This window comes from Cupriavidus lacunae, from assembly GCF_003353055.1.
Classification (GTDB): Bacteria; Pseudomonadota; Gammaproteobacteria; order Burkholderiales; family Burkholderiaceae; genus Cupriavidus; species Cupriavidus lacunae.
The window spans coordinates 1-14,019 of sequence record NZ_QKWJ01000084.1 but is presented as its reverse complement, the minus strand read 5'-3'; the positions used below and the strand labels follow the sequence as shown (position 1 = coordinate 14,019).

At 62.9% G+C, this 14,019-nt stretch carries 12 protein-coding genes and 5 pseudogenes; 8 read left to right on the top strand and 9 right to left on the bottom strand.

Going from position 1 to position 14,019, the window contains the following annotated elements; all coding sequences use genetic code 11:
* Positions 1 to 48: 48 nt before the first annotated feature.
* The gene (locus DN412_RS35270) at positions 49 to 1,134 is read left to right on the top strand and encodes a Zn-dependent alcohol dehydrogenase (RefSeq protein WP_115215792.1); all 1,086 of its coding nucleotides are present in this window, start codon (positions 49 to 51) and stop codon (positions 1,132 to 1,134) included.
* 72 nt (positions 1,135 to 1,206) lie between these two features.
* On the top strand, positions 1,207 to 2,139 hold the full coding sequence (locus tag DN412_RS35265; protein ID WP_115215791.1) for a LysR family transcriptional regulator: 933 nt from the start codon (positions 1,207 to 1,209) through the stop codon (positions 2,137 to 2,139).
* A gap of 29 nt (positions 2,140 to 2,168) precedes the next feature.
* Here DN412_RS35265 and DN412_RS35260 read toward each other — a convergent pair whose 3' ends face one another.
* The 3 genes from DN412_RS35260 to DN412_RS35250 all read right to left on the bottom strand — a co-directional run bounded on the left by DN412_RS35260 (position 2,169) and on the right by DN412_RS35250 (position 5,037).
* On the bottom strand, positions 2,169 to 2,675 hold the full coding sequence (locus DN412_RS35260) for a DUF6630 family protein (protein ID WP_115215790.1): 507 nt from the start codon (positions 2,673 to 2,675) through the stop codon (positions 2,169 to 2,171).
* Positions 2,676 to 2,864: 189 nt separating this feature from the next.
* On the bottom strand, positions 2,865 to 3,554 hold the full coding sequence (locus DN412_RS35255) for an ArsR/SmtB family transcription factor (protein ID WP_115215789.1): 690 nt from the start codon (positions 3,552 to 3,554) through the stop codon (positions 2,865 to 2,867).
* Positions 3,555 to 3,984: 430 nt separating this feature from the next.
* Positions 3,985 to 5,037: a DedA family protein/thiosulfate sulfurtransferase GlpE gene (locus tag DN412_RS35250; protein WP_161564093.1), complete on the bottom strand. Its 1,053-nt coding sequence runs from the start codon at positions 5,035 to 5,037 to the stop codon at positions 3,985 to 3,987.
* Positions 5,038 to 5,217: 180 nt separating this feature from the next.
* On the opposite strand from DN412_RS35250, the gene DN412_RS35245 reads away from it, so the two are divergent.
* On the top strand, positions 5,218 to 5,625 hold the full coding sequence (locus DN412_RS35245; RefSeq protein WP_133303127.1) for a hypothetical protein: 408 nt from the start codon (positions 5,218 to 5,220) through the stop codon (positions 5,623 to 5,625).
* Between the two features lie 266 nt (positions 5,626 to 5,891).
* On the opposite strand, the pseudogene DN412_RS35240 reads toward DN412_RS35245, so the two are convergent.
* Positions 5,892 to 6,533 (bottom strand): annotated as a pseudogene (locus DN412_RS35240) (MFS transporter); the annotation flags it as partial.
* Positions 6,534 to 6,669: 136 nt separating this feature from the next.
* Here DN412_RS35240 and DN412_RS35235 point away from each other — a divergent pair.
* Together DN412_RS35235 and DN412_RS35230 are read left to right on the top strand one after the other, a co-directional pair.
* Positions 6,670 to 7,311: pseudogene (locus DN412_RS35235) on the top strand (aldehyde dehydrogenase family protein); the annotation flags it as partial.
* Between the two features lie 851 nt (positions 7,312 to 8,162).
* Positions 8,163 to 8,609: a hypothetical protein gene (locus tag DN412_RS35230; RefSeq protein WP_115215785.1), complete on the top strand. Its 447-nt coding sequence runs from the start codon at positions 8,163 to 8,165 to the stop codon at positions 8,607 to 8,609.
* A 1-nt stretch (position 8,610) separates the two neighbouring features.
* Here DN412_RS35230 and DN412_RS35225 read toward each other — a convergent pair whose 3' ends face one another.
* The gene (locus DN412_RS35225; protein ID WP_115215784.1) at positions 8,611 to 9,696 is read right to left on the bottom strand and encodes an IS630 family transposase; all 1,086 of its coding nucleotides are present in this window, start codon (positions 9,694 to 9,696) and stop codon (positions 8,611 to 8,613) included.
* 93 nt (positions 9,697 to 9,789) lie between these two features.
* Here DN412_RS35225 and DN412_RS43180 point away from each other — a divergent pair, with 93 nt between their 5' ends.
* A complete protein-coding gene (locus DN412_RS43180) occupies positions 9,790 to 9,987 on the top strand; it encodes a hypothetical protein (protein WP_133303125.1) in 198 nt (65 codons plus the stop codon).
* A gap of 957 nt (positions 9,988 to 10,944) precedes the next feature.
* On the opposite strand, the pseudogene DN412_RS35220 reads toward DN412_RS43180, so the two are convergent.
* Positions 10,945 to 11,193: pseudogene (locus DN412_RS35220) on the bottom strand (aromatic ring-hydroxylating dioxygenase subunit alpha); the annotation flags it as partial.
* A gap of 36 nt (positions 11,194 to 11,229) precedes the next feature.
* Here DN412_RS35220 and DN412_RS35215 point away from each other — a divergent pair.
* Complete coding sequence (locus DN412_RS35215; RefSeq protein WP_115215804.1) at positions 11,230 to 12,417, top strand: IS110 family RNA-guided transposase; 1,188 nt, start codon at positions 11,230 to 11,232, stop codon at positions 12,415 to 12,417.
* On the opposite strand, the gene DN412_RS45020 is transcribed toward DN412_RS35215, so the two are convergent.
* Entirely contained in the window at positions 12,349 to 12,672 is a 324-nt protein-coding gene (locus DN412_RS45020) for a mechanosensitive ion channel family protein (protein WP_244222930.1), read from the bottom strand. The two genes, DN412_RS35215 and DN412_RS45020, sit on opposite strands and share 69 nt — an antisense overlap.
* 172 nt (positions 12,673 to 12,844) lie before the next feature.
* On the opposite strand from DN412_RS45020, the gene DN412_RS45015 reads away from it, so the two are divergent.
* Entirely contained in the window at positions 12,845 to 13,219 is a 375-nt protein-coding gene (locus DN412_RS45015; protein ID WP_244222929.1) for a hypothetical protein, read from the top strand.
* A gap of 415 nt (positions 13,220 to 13,634) precedes the next feature.
* Here DN412_RS45015 and DN412_RS35205 read toward each other — a convergent pair.
* Positions 13,635 to 13,805, bottom strand: a pseudogene (locus tag DN412_RS35205) (Rid family hydrolase); the annotation flags it as partial.
* Positions 13,806 to 13,911: 106 nt separating this feature from the next.
* Positions 13,912 to 13,989, bottom strand: a pseudogene (locus DN412_RS45010) (hypothetical protein); the annotation flags it as partial.
* Positions 13,990 to 14,019: the final 30 nt, after the last annotated feature.

The following is a 14,019-nucleotide window of genomic DNA, read 5'->3' as shown; positions in this document are numbered from 1 at the left end:
GTTTGGGGGTAAGGTTTTCAGCATCGTTGCCTGCCCCAGAGGATGCCCATGAAAGCCGCTGTTTTGCGTCACCCCAAGACCCCGCTGGTGATCGAAGACGTGGCCATTGGCAAGCCCGGCCCGCGTGAGGTGCTGGTTCGCACCGCCGCCGTGGGCGTGTGCCATACGGACCTGCATTTCCTCGACGGCGCCTACCCGCACCGGATGCCGGCCATCCTCGGCCACGAGGCCGCGGGCGTGGTCGAGCAGGTCGGCGCCGAGGTGCGCACGGTCAAGCCCGGCGACCATGTGATCACCTGCCTGTCGGCGTATTGCGGCCATTGCGAGCACTGCCTGACCGGCCACCTGTCATTGTGCGCAGAGCCCGATACCCGGCGCCGCCAGGGCGAGGAGCCGCGTCTGATGGCGAGCCATGGCAAGACCATGCACCAGTTCCTGAACCTGTCGGCATTCGCGGAACAGATGCTCATCCATGAGCACGCGCTGGTGGCGATCCGGCGTGACATGCCGCTGGACCGCGCCGCGCTGATCGGGTGCGCGGTGACCACCGGCATGGGGGCGGTCATCCATACCGCGAAAGTGCAGCCGGGCGAGACCGTTGCGGTGATCGGCTGCGGCGGCATCGGGCTGGCCACGGTCAACAGCGCTGCGATCGCCGGTGCCGGGCGCATCATTGCCATCGACCGGGTGCCGGCCAAGCTGGAACTGGCACGCAAGTTTGGCGCCACCGATGTGATCGATGCGGGCAATGTCAATGTGCTGGAGGCGGTACGCACGCTGGTCGAGGGCGGCGTGCACCATGCCTTCGAAGCCATCGGCCTGAAGGAGACCACCGAGCAGGCCTTTGCCATGCTGCGCCGCGGCGGTACCGCCACGGTCATCGGCATGATCGCACCGGGGGTCAAGATCGAGCTGTACGGCAGCGACTTCCTCGGCGAGAAGCGCATCCAGGGCTCGGCGATGGGCTCCAACCGTTTCCCCGTGGATATGCCGCGCATGGTCGATTTCTACATGGCCGGCCGCCTGCGCCTGGATGAACTGATCGCGCAGCGCCTGCCGCTGGAGCGCATCAACGATGCCTTCGACGAACTGCGCCGCGGCGAGCTGGCGCGTTCGGTGATCATGTTCGACTAGGCGCCCCCGGGGCGGTGCACCATTGTTCACCCTGTGGGACAATCGCGGCGCACCGCAACGACGAGGCGCCGCATGAAGACGATCGAATGGAAGGACTGGGAGATTTTCTGCCGCGTAGTGGAAGGCGGCGGCTTTACCCAGGGCGCCGAACTGGCCGAGGTGCCCAAGTCTTCGGCCAGCGCCGCGGTGGCGCGGCTGGAAAGCCAGCTCGGCGTGCGCCTGTTCGAGCGCACCACGCGCCGCGTGCGCGTGACCGAACGCGGCCAGCGGCTGTACGAGCGCGTGGCGCCGCTGTTTGCCGAACTCCATGAAATCAGCGCCGAGGCCGCCTCGGACAGCGCCGAAGTCAGCGGCCTGCTGCGCATCTCCACGCCGTATGAGGTCGGCTCTCAGCATCTGTCCGAAAGCCTCACACGCGTGCTGCGCGCCCACCCGGGCCTGCGCGTGCAGGTCGATGTCAGCTGGGACCAGCCCGACCTGATCCGCCACGGCTACGACCTGGCGTTCGTGATGACCGACACCGCGCTGCACGACACCTCGTTCGCCAGCAAGCGCGTGGTGCTGATCGAACGCGCCTTCTTTGCCGCGCCGGCCCTGATCAAGGCGCGCGGGCTGCCGCGCACGCCGCAGGACCTGCAGGGCTGGCCCACACTGGGCAACGCCGACGACCGGCACTGGGAGTTCCTGCGCGATGGCGTGGAGATCGCACGCATGGATGTCGCGCCGCGCATCGGCACCCATAACGCCGAACTGCGGCTCAAGGCGGCGCTGGACGGGCTGGGCGTGACGCGGCTGTCGCCGCGCTTCGTGCAGGATGCGGTCGGCCAGGGGCAACTGGTGCGCGTGCTGCCGGGCTATGCCTCGTCGCCGCTGAAGGTCTACGTGCTGATGCCGGCGCGCAAGCTGATGCCGGCCAGCGTGCGGGTGCTGCTGGACGTGCTGGAGCAGACGCTGGGGGTGCCGGAGGCGCGGCGCCCGCCCGCCAAGCGGCGCGAGAACGCTTAGCCGTTGCGCCGTCCGCTCTCAGGCATCGGTCAGTAAGGCTGCCCGGCCGGCCGCAGGTCAAAGCGCAGGACTTCGGCCAGATCCAGCATCTCCTCGTCGTCCTCGCTGCGCGTGATCCAGCCGCCGTAAGCATCGCCGCCCGTATCCCAGTTCCAAAGCGTGTAGCCGGCCACGCGCAGCTGGTTGTGCGCCAGTTCCATCAGTTCCGGCACGCTGGTGCTCTCCAGGAAGGCCTCGTCCTCGGGCTCGTCGCTGCCCCAGTCGATCTCCAGGTCCATCCGTTCGCACAGCTGGTTCAGGCAGCCGATCAGGGACTGGGCATCCTTCCAGTCGACAAAAAACCCGGACTGCCAGTCGATGACCTCGCGGATCACCCATAGCAGTTCCTGGCCATCGGTGTCATCGTTCTCGGCATCGAGCAGAGCATCTTCAAACATCGACAGCTGCGCCGAGGTCTGTGCGCTGTCGCCAAGGTTGATCAGGGCGAAGAAACGCGCAATCGCGTCCTGCGTGTCGTCGTCCAGTGGTGTGGCCATCTTGATTTCTCCTGTTGCTGCGGACTCCTGGTGTCCTGTTCCGTAGATAACTTGCCAAAATGAAATCGTCCAGTTGGTCGTCAGGCTAGGCGCGAGGAGGCGCCATAGCCGTAGCTATGGCAACGACGAGCAACGACGCATGGCGGCCGACTGGGCGATTTCATGGCAAGGTATCTGCGGAACAGGACACTATGCCGCGATGCGCATGATCTCGCGTTGGCCGGCCGGTGTCACGCGCAACGCGCGCGAGGTGCGCGTGGGCTCGACCCAGCCGCGCGCCAGCAGGCTGCCCAAGAGCGCCGCGCCCAGCGCGCCGCCCAGGTGCGGCTTGCGTTCGCTCCAGTCGGGGCAGGTGCAGGCGAACTGCCGCCGCTTGCGCCGGGCGGCCTCCACGTCCACGCCCAGCCCCGCCAGCGCCTGCGCGCCGTCGCCGCTCAGATCCACGCGCTGTCCGTCCAGCATCAGCCAGCCCGAATGCGTCATCCACTCGAACAGGCCCACGGCCAGCTCGCCCGCCAGATGGTCGTAGCAGGTGCGGGCCTGGCGCAGCGCCGGCGGCGCCGTGCGCGACACCGGCACGTCGCGCAGCCGCGGCGGCTGGCTGGCCAGCGACGCCGACGCCAGCGCCTCGATCGCCACGCCGATCTCCGGCGCCGACAGGCGGTAGTAGCGGTTGCGCCCGCGCGTCTCGGCCACCAGCAGGCCGCCTTCGGCCAGCCGCGCCAGGTGCCCACTGGTGGAAGAGGGCGAGAGCCCGGCGATCAACGCCAGCTCGCCCGCGGGCCGCGCGCTGCCGTCCATCAGGGCCCACAGCATGGCCGCGCGGCCGGGATCGGCGAGCAGGCCGGCGAGCTGGCTGATGCCGGGGGTGTAATCCATGATTTGGCTCCGGATGAAATGTGTCATGCGGAGTATAGGCGGTGGGGCAGCGGTTGACCTCGGGGAACAAAGTCCTTCCAAGGGAATAAAGTCCTTCCGAAATCTAAGCGGCCAGCCGTGACCTCCCCCACCTATCCAGGCCATCCGATTGGCTTAGCCTCTATTCCGCATCGACAGGCTCATTGCAGCCAAGCTGTTGCCCAGTCGTTAGAGACGGTGTCAATCAAGTGGCTGGAGTAGCTTGCCGGACCACTCGATGAGCTTGTAGCTCAGACCGTGGGTGGCTTGCTTGAAAACATCCTCGTTCTCGTCAAACGACGCCGCGATGCTTGCTCTGCAAGCCGGGCTCGCTCGCCAGTTGTTTCAAGAGCGCATGCTGGCTGTCCACTGCCATCGAATGTTGGCTCAGTTTTCCCGTCGTAGTCGTCTCTCAATTCGGAGCAACGGCACGCACGGTTACTTCATCCCTATCATCTCCAGAGCCCTCCTGCTCGGTCGCCATCGGAAGCGACTCAACTGGATAGCCGTGATGTTCCCACGCATCAAGACCACCCTTCAAGGCGCGTACATGCCGGAATCCCTTTCGACGCATTTGCTGCGAAATCCATTTCGCCGTTACGTCGTTAGGGCAAACGCAATAGACCACGAGGTCGTGTTCAAGCAGTGCCTCATCAACCTTCGCGGGAGATGCCAGGTCAATCGGTATCGCGCCGGGGATGCGGTGCGGTTCTGCCTGGCGCACTGCTTGCGGGCGAGCATCTAGAATGACAGGCGGTTGCTCGGACCGCATCATCTCATCCAGCTGCTGCGGTGTGATTCGAATATGCGCGAGCCAGCGACGAAAACGCAGGCGCTGAATCCACCGGTATGCTGCGAAAAATGCTCCGACAGCGAGGAGCACTTCGACAACAGTTATGCCATGCGCACTGACCAGAGTCATCATCCTGGTCAACTGTGGGCCAAACAGAGTTCCTCCAGCGAGCCACGCTCCCGACCACATCGCACCGCCAGCGATGTCCCACGAGAAGAAGATTCTTCGGTCAATCTTAGTGGTACCCAAAAGCGGAGATGCGATAAGTCCAAGGCCGGGGACGAATTTCGCCACGAGCAGCAGGGGCGCCCCGTAACGCTCGAACCAGGCGTGAGTCCTCCGGATACTTGAGTCCAGCGACAGAGACACTCGGACCAGACGTGTGAGGATGCGACGACCATAGTGCCGTCCAAGCGCGAACCACAGCCCATCTGAAATAAGAACGGCAGCGACCGCTGCCACGAATACGGAACCGAAAGAGACGAAACCAGCAGCTACCTGAGAGCCAGCTAACAGAAGCATCGGCGCGGCCGGAACCGGCGCGCCAAGTTGTGTGACCAGGACACTGAGGAATACTACCAAGGCTCCCCATTCGGAGATTAAGCCGGGTGAAACTGTAATCAACAACTGACTCCGTTTATCTTCGACAAACGAGTAGAGCGCGATTGACACGCGTGTCGACGCGTTGCATTGTCGCACAAGCAAAGGAGCGCTGCCTGGCAAGGTGAGAAGCGGTACCCGTCTGGTTCTCGCATTGCGCATAGGGATGCGAATGTCCGGAGCTAGGAGTGGCTGCGGTACCATAGCACTTGTCCCTCAGGCGTGGGCGTTCGAGAGTGACCGAGGCTGGTCATGAAGCGATTACCGACGGTCCATATGGTTGTTGGCCTTATCGCACTGGTGGCATTTTTGTGCACCGGGCTTTATATGCATTTCTCACTCGTTCACTTGCGTGGTATGCCCGACGTGCTCCGACTCATGTACCGGTCGGCACACATCTACTTGCTGTTGGTTTCCTTGCTGAACCTGATGCTCGGTTGTTACCTGACGCCGATTGAGCGCGGCGGTGCCCGCTATTTCCAGTTGCTTGGCAGCGTCGCCATTCTGTTGGCGCCAGCTTTCGTCGGCGTGTCATTCGGGACCGAATCGACCTTCGAAGATTTGGTGCGCCCCATTATCGCTTTAGGTATTTACCTAGCCTTCGGCGGCGCCCTCGTACACGTAATTGTGGCGGCCACTGCACGTCGATTCCGTGGCTAAATGAGCTCACCGGTTGACTTGCCCCGAAGCGTCGCTATGAGCGTCTGGCTGGACTAGCATCGGAGCATAAGTCCCGCCATGGAGCCACCCCTCTGACGGGCGCGCGAGATTCTACATCGGTGAGACTTGTCTGCCACAATTCGTAAGCCGGGGGAGGGGGGCATACCGACACGAATTTCGTCAAAAATTTGTCACCCCAATTGGAGAGGTATCGGTCCTGTCCCCTCTACTCAGCTTAGGCGCGAAATATTGCAGTTCGCCGACAGTTGTGCACTTCCGGGTCGCGCGGCAAGAAACTGAACCGACTCGGGCAACAGGAGGGCGAGGGGCACCGAAAGGAGGATTGGACCGACACCGCCGACCGCCAACACGCTTCGCCAGCCTGCTACCGGAATCAGCCACGCCGCCGCCACGCCGCCAGCCATCAGTCCAAACGAAAAGCCAGAGAACATGGCATTGACCACCAGGCTCCGCGCCCGCGTTGGGGCGTATTCCGACATCAAGGTGACTGCATTAGGCATCGCGGCTCCGAGGCCTAAACCTGTCAAAAAGCGGAACGCCGTCAATTCACCAATGGTCTGCGCGTGTCCGGACACCAGGGTCCACGCGCCGAACCATAGTACGGACAGGACAAGCATGAACTTGCGTCCGTAACGATCGACGACTGGTCCCGTAATCAGAGCGCCAATCGCCACGCCCACGAGCGCGGCGCTCATGACCGGCCCTAGCGCTGATCGAGCAATGCCCCACTCCTGCACGAGGGAAGGCGCGATGAAGCCCATGGCGACTGTGTCATAGCCGTCGAGGACCATCACGAGAAAGCCGAGGACGAAAGCCAGCCATTGAAACGGAGAGAAGCGCTGGGCATCGATGAATCTCTGCACGTCGAGCGCGCGAGCGGGAGGCATATAGGGGTCTCCTTGTGCTGGTCAAGCCAGCGAATTGTTTTCAGGGAATGGTCGGCTGTCGCTGGTTCAATGCGCGCGACGGATCTGGTCGGAAATTTCAGTGCCGGGTGGCGCCTTGTGCTTAAATCCACCGTGCAATGACCGACAGGCGTGCATTGCAGGCTCTCAGCTGGTGCTTGACGAACGCATCGCCGATGAGTTCCTCGAACGTTTTGTCGCGCTTGCCGCTTCGATCCGCGTGGGCAATCCGCTCGATGCCAACACGGAAATGGGGCCGCTCACGTCGCTGCAACATCTGGAACGTGTGAAGGCATAGGTTGATGTGACGCGCGAGCAGGGGGGAAGCGTGCTGACGGGCGGCAGCGCGCCGGAGGATGCGTCCCTTGCGAACGGATACTACGTACGCCCTACGGTAGTCGAGGCGAAAACGCCACAGGACCGCATCGCGCAGGAAGAAGTGTTCGGACCGTTCGTCACGGTGCTGCGCTTCAGCAGCGACGAAGAAGCGCTGCAGATCGCAAACGGCACCACATATGGTCTAGGTAGCGGCTTGTGGACTCGTGACCTGTCGCGCGCGCATCGCACGGCGGCCCGTATTCACGCCGGCATGTGCTGGATCAACTGCTACAAGCGCGTGAATCCAGGCAGTCCATTCGGCGGCGTCGGGCAGTCGGGTTATGGTCGCGAGATGGGCTTCGAGGCGATGCACGACTATACGGAGTCTCGCTCGGTGTGGGTCAACGTCGATGGGAACGTGCCGCCGCATTTCCGGCGCTGAGGGGCTTTGTCTGCCAGGGCACGCCGTCGCGCGTGGCAAAGATGCAAATGAAGCGGGGCCGCTGCTGTATGAACTGAATCGAACGCTCGGCATTCCGGCGGCGCTTGACCGTTGTGTTCGCTAACACCATACCGATATCCTCAGGCGTCCTGAAGAGCTGATCGCTTCCGATACCGATGTACGGTGCCGGCAGACATGGTAGAAGCCGCGATGCAGCAATTCGCATTCCACATCTTCACCAGGTGAGTAGCCGTCGGGGTATCAGCGCCAACATGGCGAACGACGACCTGCGTTGACGAAGGCAGCGCTCTGAAACTCGCGACACCCGCTACCAGAGGCTTCTGCTCGTTCGGATAGCAGCGTTGGAAAACTGCCGACTGGACTTTGGCGCACCAGTGCCCGGATCTTGCGACGCTGGTCCCTTGACCGATTTCACACTCGATTCACTCGGCTCAATCGGGCGGAAGAAGGGGGAGGTCAGCGGCGCCGTGAGGGCGGATAGCCGACTGGCTGGGGCGTGAATTCTGCGCATGCCGGGCTCCTTCCCGCCCTGTTGTACGTTTTGCAGGGCAGAGCAATGCCAGCGAGTACTGGCAGGACACAACAAGCAGGAGCGGAGTTGACCGACTTGCCGGACGACACCGCTGCCTTACGTTTCCGGCAAGACAACAGCGGCCGGAGAGCGACTGGTGACTTGCGTGGACGCGATTCAAAGGTCGACTAGAACAACTGCCCACTTGACTGCTGTCCCTGGAGCCAAAGCCAAGCCGGGCTTGGCCGGACCACCGAAGTTGAAATCGTAAATACTATATATACTGTATGAGCGATGATTCATAGGACTGGAGGACTTGATGTCAGGCGAATCACGGAAGAAGGCGGCCGCGCCGTTAGCATCGGACGCGAAGGGCGAGGAAGCGACCGACAGTAAGCTCCGCGCCGGCAAGCCTGAAAAGAAGGCGGCTTCTGCCACAAAGGTCTCGGCTGACGCGGCAGCACCGACTGATGGAGGGGCTTCCAGCTCAAAGAAGGCAAAGAGGCCGAGCAATGGTGCGGCACCGCAGGCGGACAAGCCACCCAAGAAGCCGAAGGTTGTCCGAGATAGTTTCACCATGCCCGAGTACGACTATGGAAGGTTGGCTGAGCTGAAGCGGAAGTGCCTGGCTGGTGGCGTCCAGGTGAAGAAGAGCGAGCTGCTCAGGGCGGGACTCCTGGCCCTCGAAGCCCTCTCGGAAAAAAGGCTACTCAGCGTTGTTGCGCAAGTCGAGGCCGTCAAGACCGGGCGCCCTGCAAAATCCTAAGCTAGTGCAGTGTTCCATTCTGTTTGGAACTTAAGCGGCGGTTGGCGCGAATGACTTTCTGCAAGATGTCGCGAGCGCTCTTGGTCCAGATGAACGGCTTGGGGTTGGTGTTGTGGTGAGCGATGTATTCGTTGATGGCGGCGACCAGTTCCGGCACGCTGGTGAATACGCCGCGGCGAAGCCGCTCGGTCGTGATGTCGCGAAAGAACCGCTCGACCATGTTCAGCCATGACGCCGAGGTGGGCGTGAAGTGCATGTTGAAGCGCGGATGCTTGGCCAGCCAGTCTTGCACCGCAGGATGCTTGTGCGTGGCGTAGTTGTCGGCGATCAGATGCAGCGTTTTGTCCTTGGGCGTCTCGCGGTCGATCTTGCGTAGGAACTTCAACCACTCGGTATGGCGGTGGCGCTGCTGGCACTGGGCAATGACCTGGCCATCGAGCACGTTGAGCGCGGCAAACAGCGTGGTCGTGCCATTGCGCTTGTAATCGTGGGTCATGGTGGCCGCGCGCCCCTTCTTCAGCGGCAGCCCGGGCTGTGTGCGATCCAACGCCTGCACCTGGCTCTTCTCATCGCAGCACAGCACCAGCGCGTGCTCGGGTGGCGACATGTACAGGCCCACGATATCTTCAAGCTTCTCGACGAACTTCGGATCGCGCGAGACCTTGAAGCCGCGCACGATGTGCGGCTTCAACCCATGGGCGTGCCAATGGCGCATGATGGTGCTGGCGCTCACGCCCAACTCGGCGGCCATCTTGCGCGTGCTCCAGTGCGTGGCCGCCACGGGCTTGCCTTGAGTGGTCAGTTCCACCAGCAGCGTCGGGTCCACCTTCAACGGCGGCGCACCACGCGGCAAGTCGCGTTCGATACCGGCCAGCCCCGATTGCGCATACCGCTCACGCCAACGCGAGACCTGCACGCGTCCGATCCCCAACTGCTCGGCGATGGCCTTGTTCTGCATTCCGCTGGCGGCCAGCAGCACAATGGGCGCGCGCTGCGCCAGCCTCACGCTCGTGAGCTTCGACCGAACCAGCTTCGTCAATTTGGTTCGCTCCTCGTCGGTCAACATGATCTCGGGGGCAACTCGCACTCGCTCTCTCCACGCTGTGTCGCAGTAGCGCATTGGAGACGCCGAATTCATATAAGTTCCATCAAGAACAGAACGCTACACTAGGAAAAGAAAATGAACTGCTACCTGGTGCGCCGCCTTTTCCCTGCAGTTTGTTGGGTTGCAGCAGTAGCCGTTGCAGTTCCGGATGAAGCCTTCGCTCAGTCACCGAAGCTCGAATGGAGGTTCTATGGCGGCGCGAAACTACCCGAGAAGGAGATGTGTTTCTATGATGCCGCTGGCGTCACGCGAGGGGCCACGCGCGCGTTGTAGGGAGACTTGAGCTCGGAGAATGCCTAATCAGTCCGGGCTTCACGCTGCGTGCGTGATGCTGGCGGGCTATCCGCTTCCGGATGCAAGCTCTGATGATTTTGTGCTTCGTCCCGGCTTGGATGACCCGAACTCGCGCAGTCGCATGAGGGAGGGGACCACCGCTTTGCTGCCACGTTGAGAAGCGGCCTCCCTGCAGGCAATGCGAGCACATGTACCCTGCGCGGGCCGTAGGCAGCGCCAGGCGCACGAACTGAACAAGCAACCTGGAACGCAGGCAAAAGAAAGCCCGCAGCAAGGACGGGCACGAATCCATTCGGAGAGGGAGGAGACGAGGGCGAGTATAAACCCTTACGAAGATTCTTGCAGATTGCCCCCTGGATGCAAGGAATCTAGACCGTTTCCCGGCCATTTCTTTCGGACACGACGCGTACGCGTTGAACTCGCGTCACCAAAGAGGTTCGCATCCAGGGTATAGCAGTCATCGATATGGCCGGCCTGCAACAGTTCGGCAGACGAGCAGCGCCCAACCGATAGTTTCACGATCACGAAATTAAGAGGCGGCGGGAGGCGGCGGTGGCTGCTGTGGCTTGCAACGGCCCCAACGAAAGGCTTAGACAAAAGCTGCAGTCTGCAGCAGCAAGCCGGGACCGTCTCCCACGGCTGCCGCCAACGATATGCGTTACAAACCGGAGGTGGGTCGAGCAGGGCGATGCTGCAGACGGCAAAGTTTCGCAGCCGCCCCGATCGGCATTTCCCTTTATAGCCGTTGCGAGCACCGGTTGAATCTGCAAAGTACAACCGCCATCGCCTCCCTTGCCGTGGTCGGACGCCGTCCGCCTAAGCTGCGCCGGGCTACGGCTTCTACAGGCCTCGATACCGCATCACTCGCGCCAGCCACTGATCGACGCGCTGGCGACGCGGCAGGTCTCGACACCCTGGCCCCCGTTGGCCTCGCCGTCAGGCCGTGTCGCCCACCTCGCGGATCGGGATCATGGTGTGGCCGCCGCAGTTGCGCAACAGGTCTCGCAATTCGTTGATGACCGGGAACACCTCGTGGTTCCAGTCGGCACCCTGCTTGTCGTGAGCCTCTTGCTCGCGCTCGACGATCCAACGGTCCTCCTTGAAGATGCGTTCCGTGAACCAGACCAGCAGCGGCCATGCCAGGTCCAGTGCAAACGGAATGCCGGGCCTGCGAATGGAAGGCAGGAGGCTCCATGCAAGTACTCTCCCCGCTGTGCCGGGCTGGACGTGCATAAGGACACCATCGTGGCCTGTGTGCGCTGCGTCTCGGCGCCCCAGCATCACGAAGTGCGCAGCTTTGACAGCACCACCAGTGGGCTGCTGGCGCTGCACGGCTGCACCCACGTGGCCATGGAAGCGACTGGTGTGTACTGGAAACCGGTGTGGCACATCCTCGAGGGCAACTTCGAGTTGGTGCTGGCCAACGCCCAGCACATCCGCAACGTGCCCGGGCGCAAGACCGACGTCAACGACGCGATGTGGATTGCCGATTTGCTCGCCCATGGCTTGATCCGATCGAGCTTCGTGCCGCCGGCGGCCATTCAAGAACTGCGCGATCTCACGCGTACCCGCAAGCAACTCGTGCGCGAGATTGCGCAGCACAGCCTGCGCATTCAGAAAGTGCTGGAAGACGCCAACCTTAAGCTGGGCAGCGTGCTCTCGGATGTGCTCGGGCGCAGCGGCCGTGCCATGCTCAAGGCCATCGTCGACGGCGAGGCCGACCCCGAGCGGCTTGCCGCGCTGGCCCAAGGCACCGCCCGAAAGAAGAGCGCGGAATTGCGCGAGGCGCTGCGTGGACACATCACCGACCACCACCGCACGATGCTGAAGCTGCATCTGGATATCATCGGCGCACTGGAGCGCTCGCTGGCCGAACTCGACGCCGTCGTGGGAAAAGCGCTGGCGCCGATCCAACAACGCGCCCGCCTGCTGACCACGATCCCTGGGGTTAGCAACTTGACCGCTCAGGTCCTGTTGGCGGAGATCGGCGTCGACATGACGCGCTTTCCCGATGCCGGCCACCTGGTGTCCTGGGCGGGTCTGTGTCCGCGCAATGACGAGAGCGCCGGCAAACGCCGCAGCACGCGCGTGCGCAAGAGCGGCACCTGGCTCAAGACCGCCCTGGTCACGGCCGCCTGGGCTGCGGTGCGCGTCAAGACCAGCTATCTCCGTGCCCAGTTCCTGCGCATCAAGGCCCGGCGCGGCGCCAAGAAGGCCATCCTTGCCGTGGCCGCCTCCATGCTCACCGCCGCCTACCATATGCTCCGGGACGGCGTTGAATATGCCGACCTTGGCCCCGATTACTTCGACCGCCACGACGCTAACAAAACCATCCGCCGCCTACTCAAACGCCTTGCCGATCTCGGGTGTCTGTGGATCCGATGGCTCATGCCGTCTAACGCTTCCTAGTAGGTGCGTGGCACGCCAGTTGATTTCGAGCACCCTCCCGTCGATGCCGTCGATGGAGACCAGGTCGCCGGGGTGATAGGGCTGGGTCGCATTCAGGACCAGGCCGGAGAACACATCGCCCAGCGTGCTCTGCACGGCCAGGCCGACAATGATGGCCAGCGCGCCCGACGTTGCCAGCAGGCCGGTCACCGGAAGCTCCAGAACGTACGCAACGGCCGCGACGGCGGCGGCCACGAAGATCAGTGCGCCGAACACATCCTGGAACAGACGTTCGCCTTGCCAAGCCCCGGGGTAGGAACAGAGTGCCCAACATGATGCTGAGAACCCGGGCCCCCAGCAGCCACCAGATGATTCCCAGCGCCTGCGCGATGAAATGCCTTATCGGCTGCCCGGGGAATGGTGCAGCATTCAGCGGAGCCATGCCGCCATGCACCAGCACGATGGTCAGGAGGACAAAGATGGCGAGCCGGGCCAGTTGCCGATGCCGCATATGCGCCGGGGGGATAAGCCGCCAGGCAAGGACATCGCAGAGGACGACGCATGCGCCCAGGAACAGCGGATCCAGCAGGTAAGCCATGGCGGTCTGCCTTTGCGGCCGGTGGTCGTCCGGCGTTCGTTGGCGCGGTTGGTATCCGATGCCGCCGCGCGGCCGGCGCCCAAGAAGGGCGCCAACACTCGCGGCACGATCTTGCTGCCTTCGGGGCAATTCCTGGTGCCCCACTCCTTGTACGCGTTAGGTAAGACCTGCCAGGCGTCCCCCTGGGCCGGGATTCCCGGGCCGCGCCAAAGACCGCTCCCGTGAGTCGGCCCGGCGTACGCCGTCGATACGGTCTTCGCCGAGTTGTCCAAGCATATCGCTCGCTACACCGATTCTCAATCCCTTCGAGATGCCGTAGGAAGCGGAGAGGTGCAGCGACAGCGCGTTCCTGGCTGGACGGCGCCGGCGCTCAGGGCGGGGCGGCGGCATGTTTTTTCCGCGGCGTTGGTACTTGAGCCTGCCACCTGACTTCAGGCTTGTCGGCATGGGCGCGAAGATAGTAGACCACGGCCGTGACCAGCGTGAACGTCGCCAGCAGGAAGGCGGCAATTTCGGTCTGTACCCGGCCATGATAGTAAGGCTGCAGATCAGCTGGACCAGGATGATCGTCGAGAGCACCATGCCCGGAAAGGGCAGGCTGCGTGAGCGCACCTCCGCCGCAACTTTCGAAAGGTATGGGCTACACCGCCGCAGTCACGATGATTTCGACCAGCAGTTCTGGATGTGCGAGCTTCGCTTCGCAGGTGGCACGGGTGGGCACGGCATCCTCGGGGATCCATGCCTCCCAGGCTGCATTCATGCCGGCGAAGTCCTGGTCGATGTCTTTGAGCCAGATCTGCGCGGACAGCACTGTGCGTCGCGTACTCGACCAGCAACGGACGGTAAATGTCCATGTTGCGGTCGATGCCCCAGCGCAGGTAGAGCCCTATGAAGTAAAGGTGCGTCTCGAGCAATGCCCTGATCGCCACGGACTGTGCGCGCTGCAGGGGCGTCAGGTGATTGTCGTTCAGGGCGTCCGGGTGCAGTTCCTGCAAATGTTCGATGATGAGCGACGAGTCGGCGAT

What these genes read in the sequence shown, in the direction of transcription:
- DN412_RS35270 (WP_115215792.1), top strand. Translation starts at nt 49, where the DNA reads ATGAAAGCCGCTGTTTTGCGTCACCCCAAGACCCCGCTGGTGATCGAA.
- DN412_RS35265 (WP_115215791.1), top strand. Translation starts at nt 1,207, where the DNA reads ATGAAGACGATCGAATGGAAGGACTGGGAGATTTTCTGCCGCGTAGTG.
- DN412_RS35260 (WP_115215790.1), bottom strand. Translation starts at nt 2,675, where the DNA reads ATGGCCACACCACTGGACGACGACACGCAGGACGCGATTGCGCGTTTC.
- DN412_RS35255 (WP_115215789.1), bottom strand. Translation starts at nt 3,554, where the DNA reads ATGGATTACACCCCCGGCATCAGCCAGCTCGCCGGCCTGCTCGCCGAT.
- DN412_RS35245 (WP_133303127.1), top strand. Translation starts at nt 5,218, where the DNA reads ATGAAGCGATTACCGACGGTCCATATGGTTGTTGGCCTTATCGCACTG.
- DN412_RS35230 (WP_115215785.1), top strand. Translation starts at nt 8,163, where the DNA reads ATGTCAGGCGAATCACGGAAGAAGGCGGCCGCGCCGTTAGCATCGGAC.
- DN412_RS43180 (WP_133303125.1), top strand. Translation starts at nt 9,790, where the DNA reads ATGAACTGCTACCTGGTGCGCCGCCTTTTCCCTGCAGTTTGTTGGGTT.
- DN412_RS45015 (WP_244222929.1), top strand. Translation starts at nt 12,845, where the DNA reads ATGCACCAGCACGATGGTCAGGAGGACAAAGATGGCGAGCCGGGCCAG.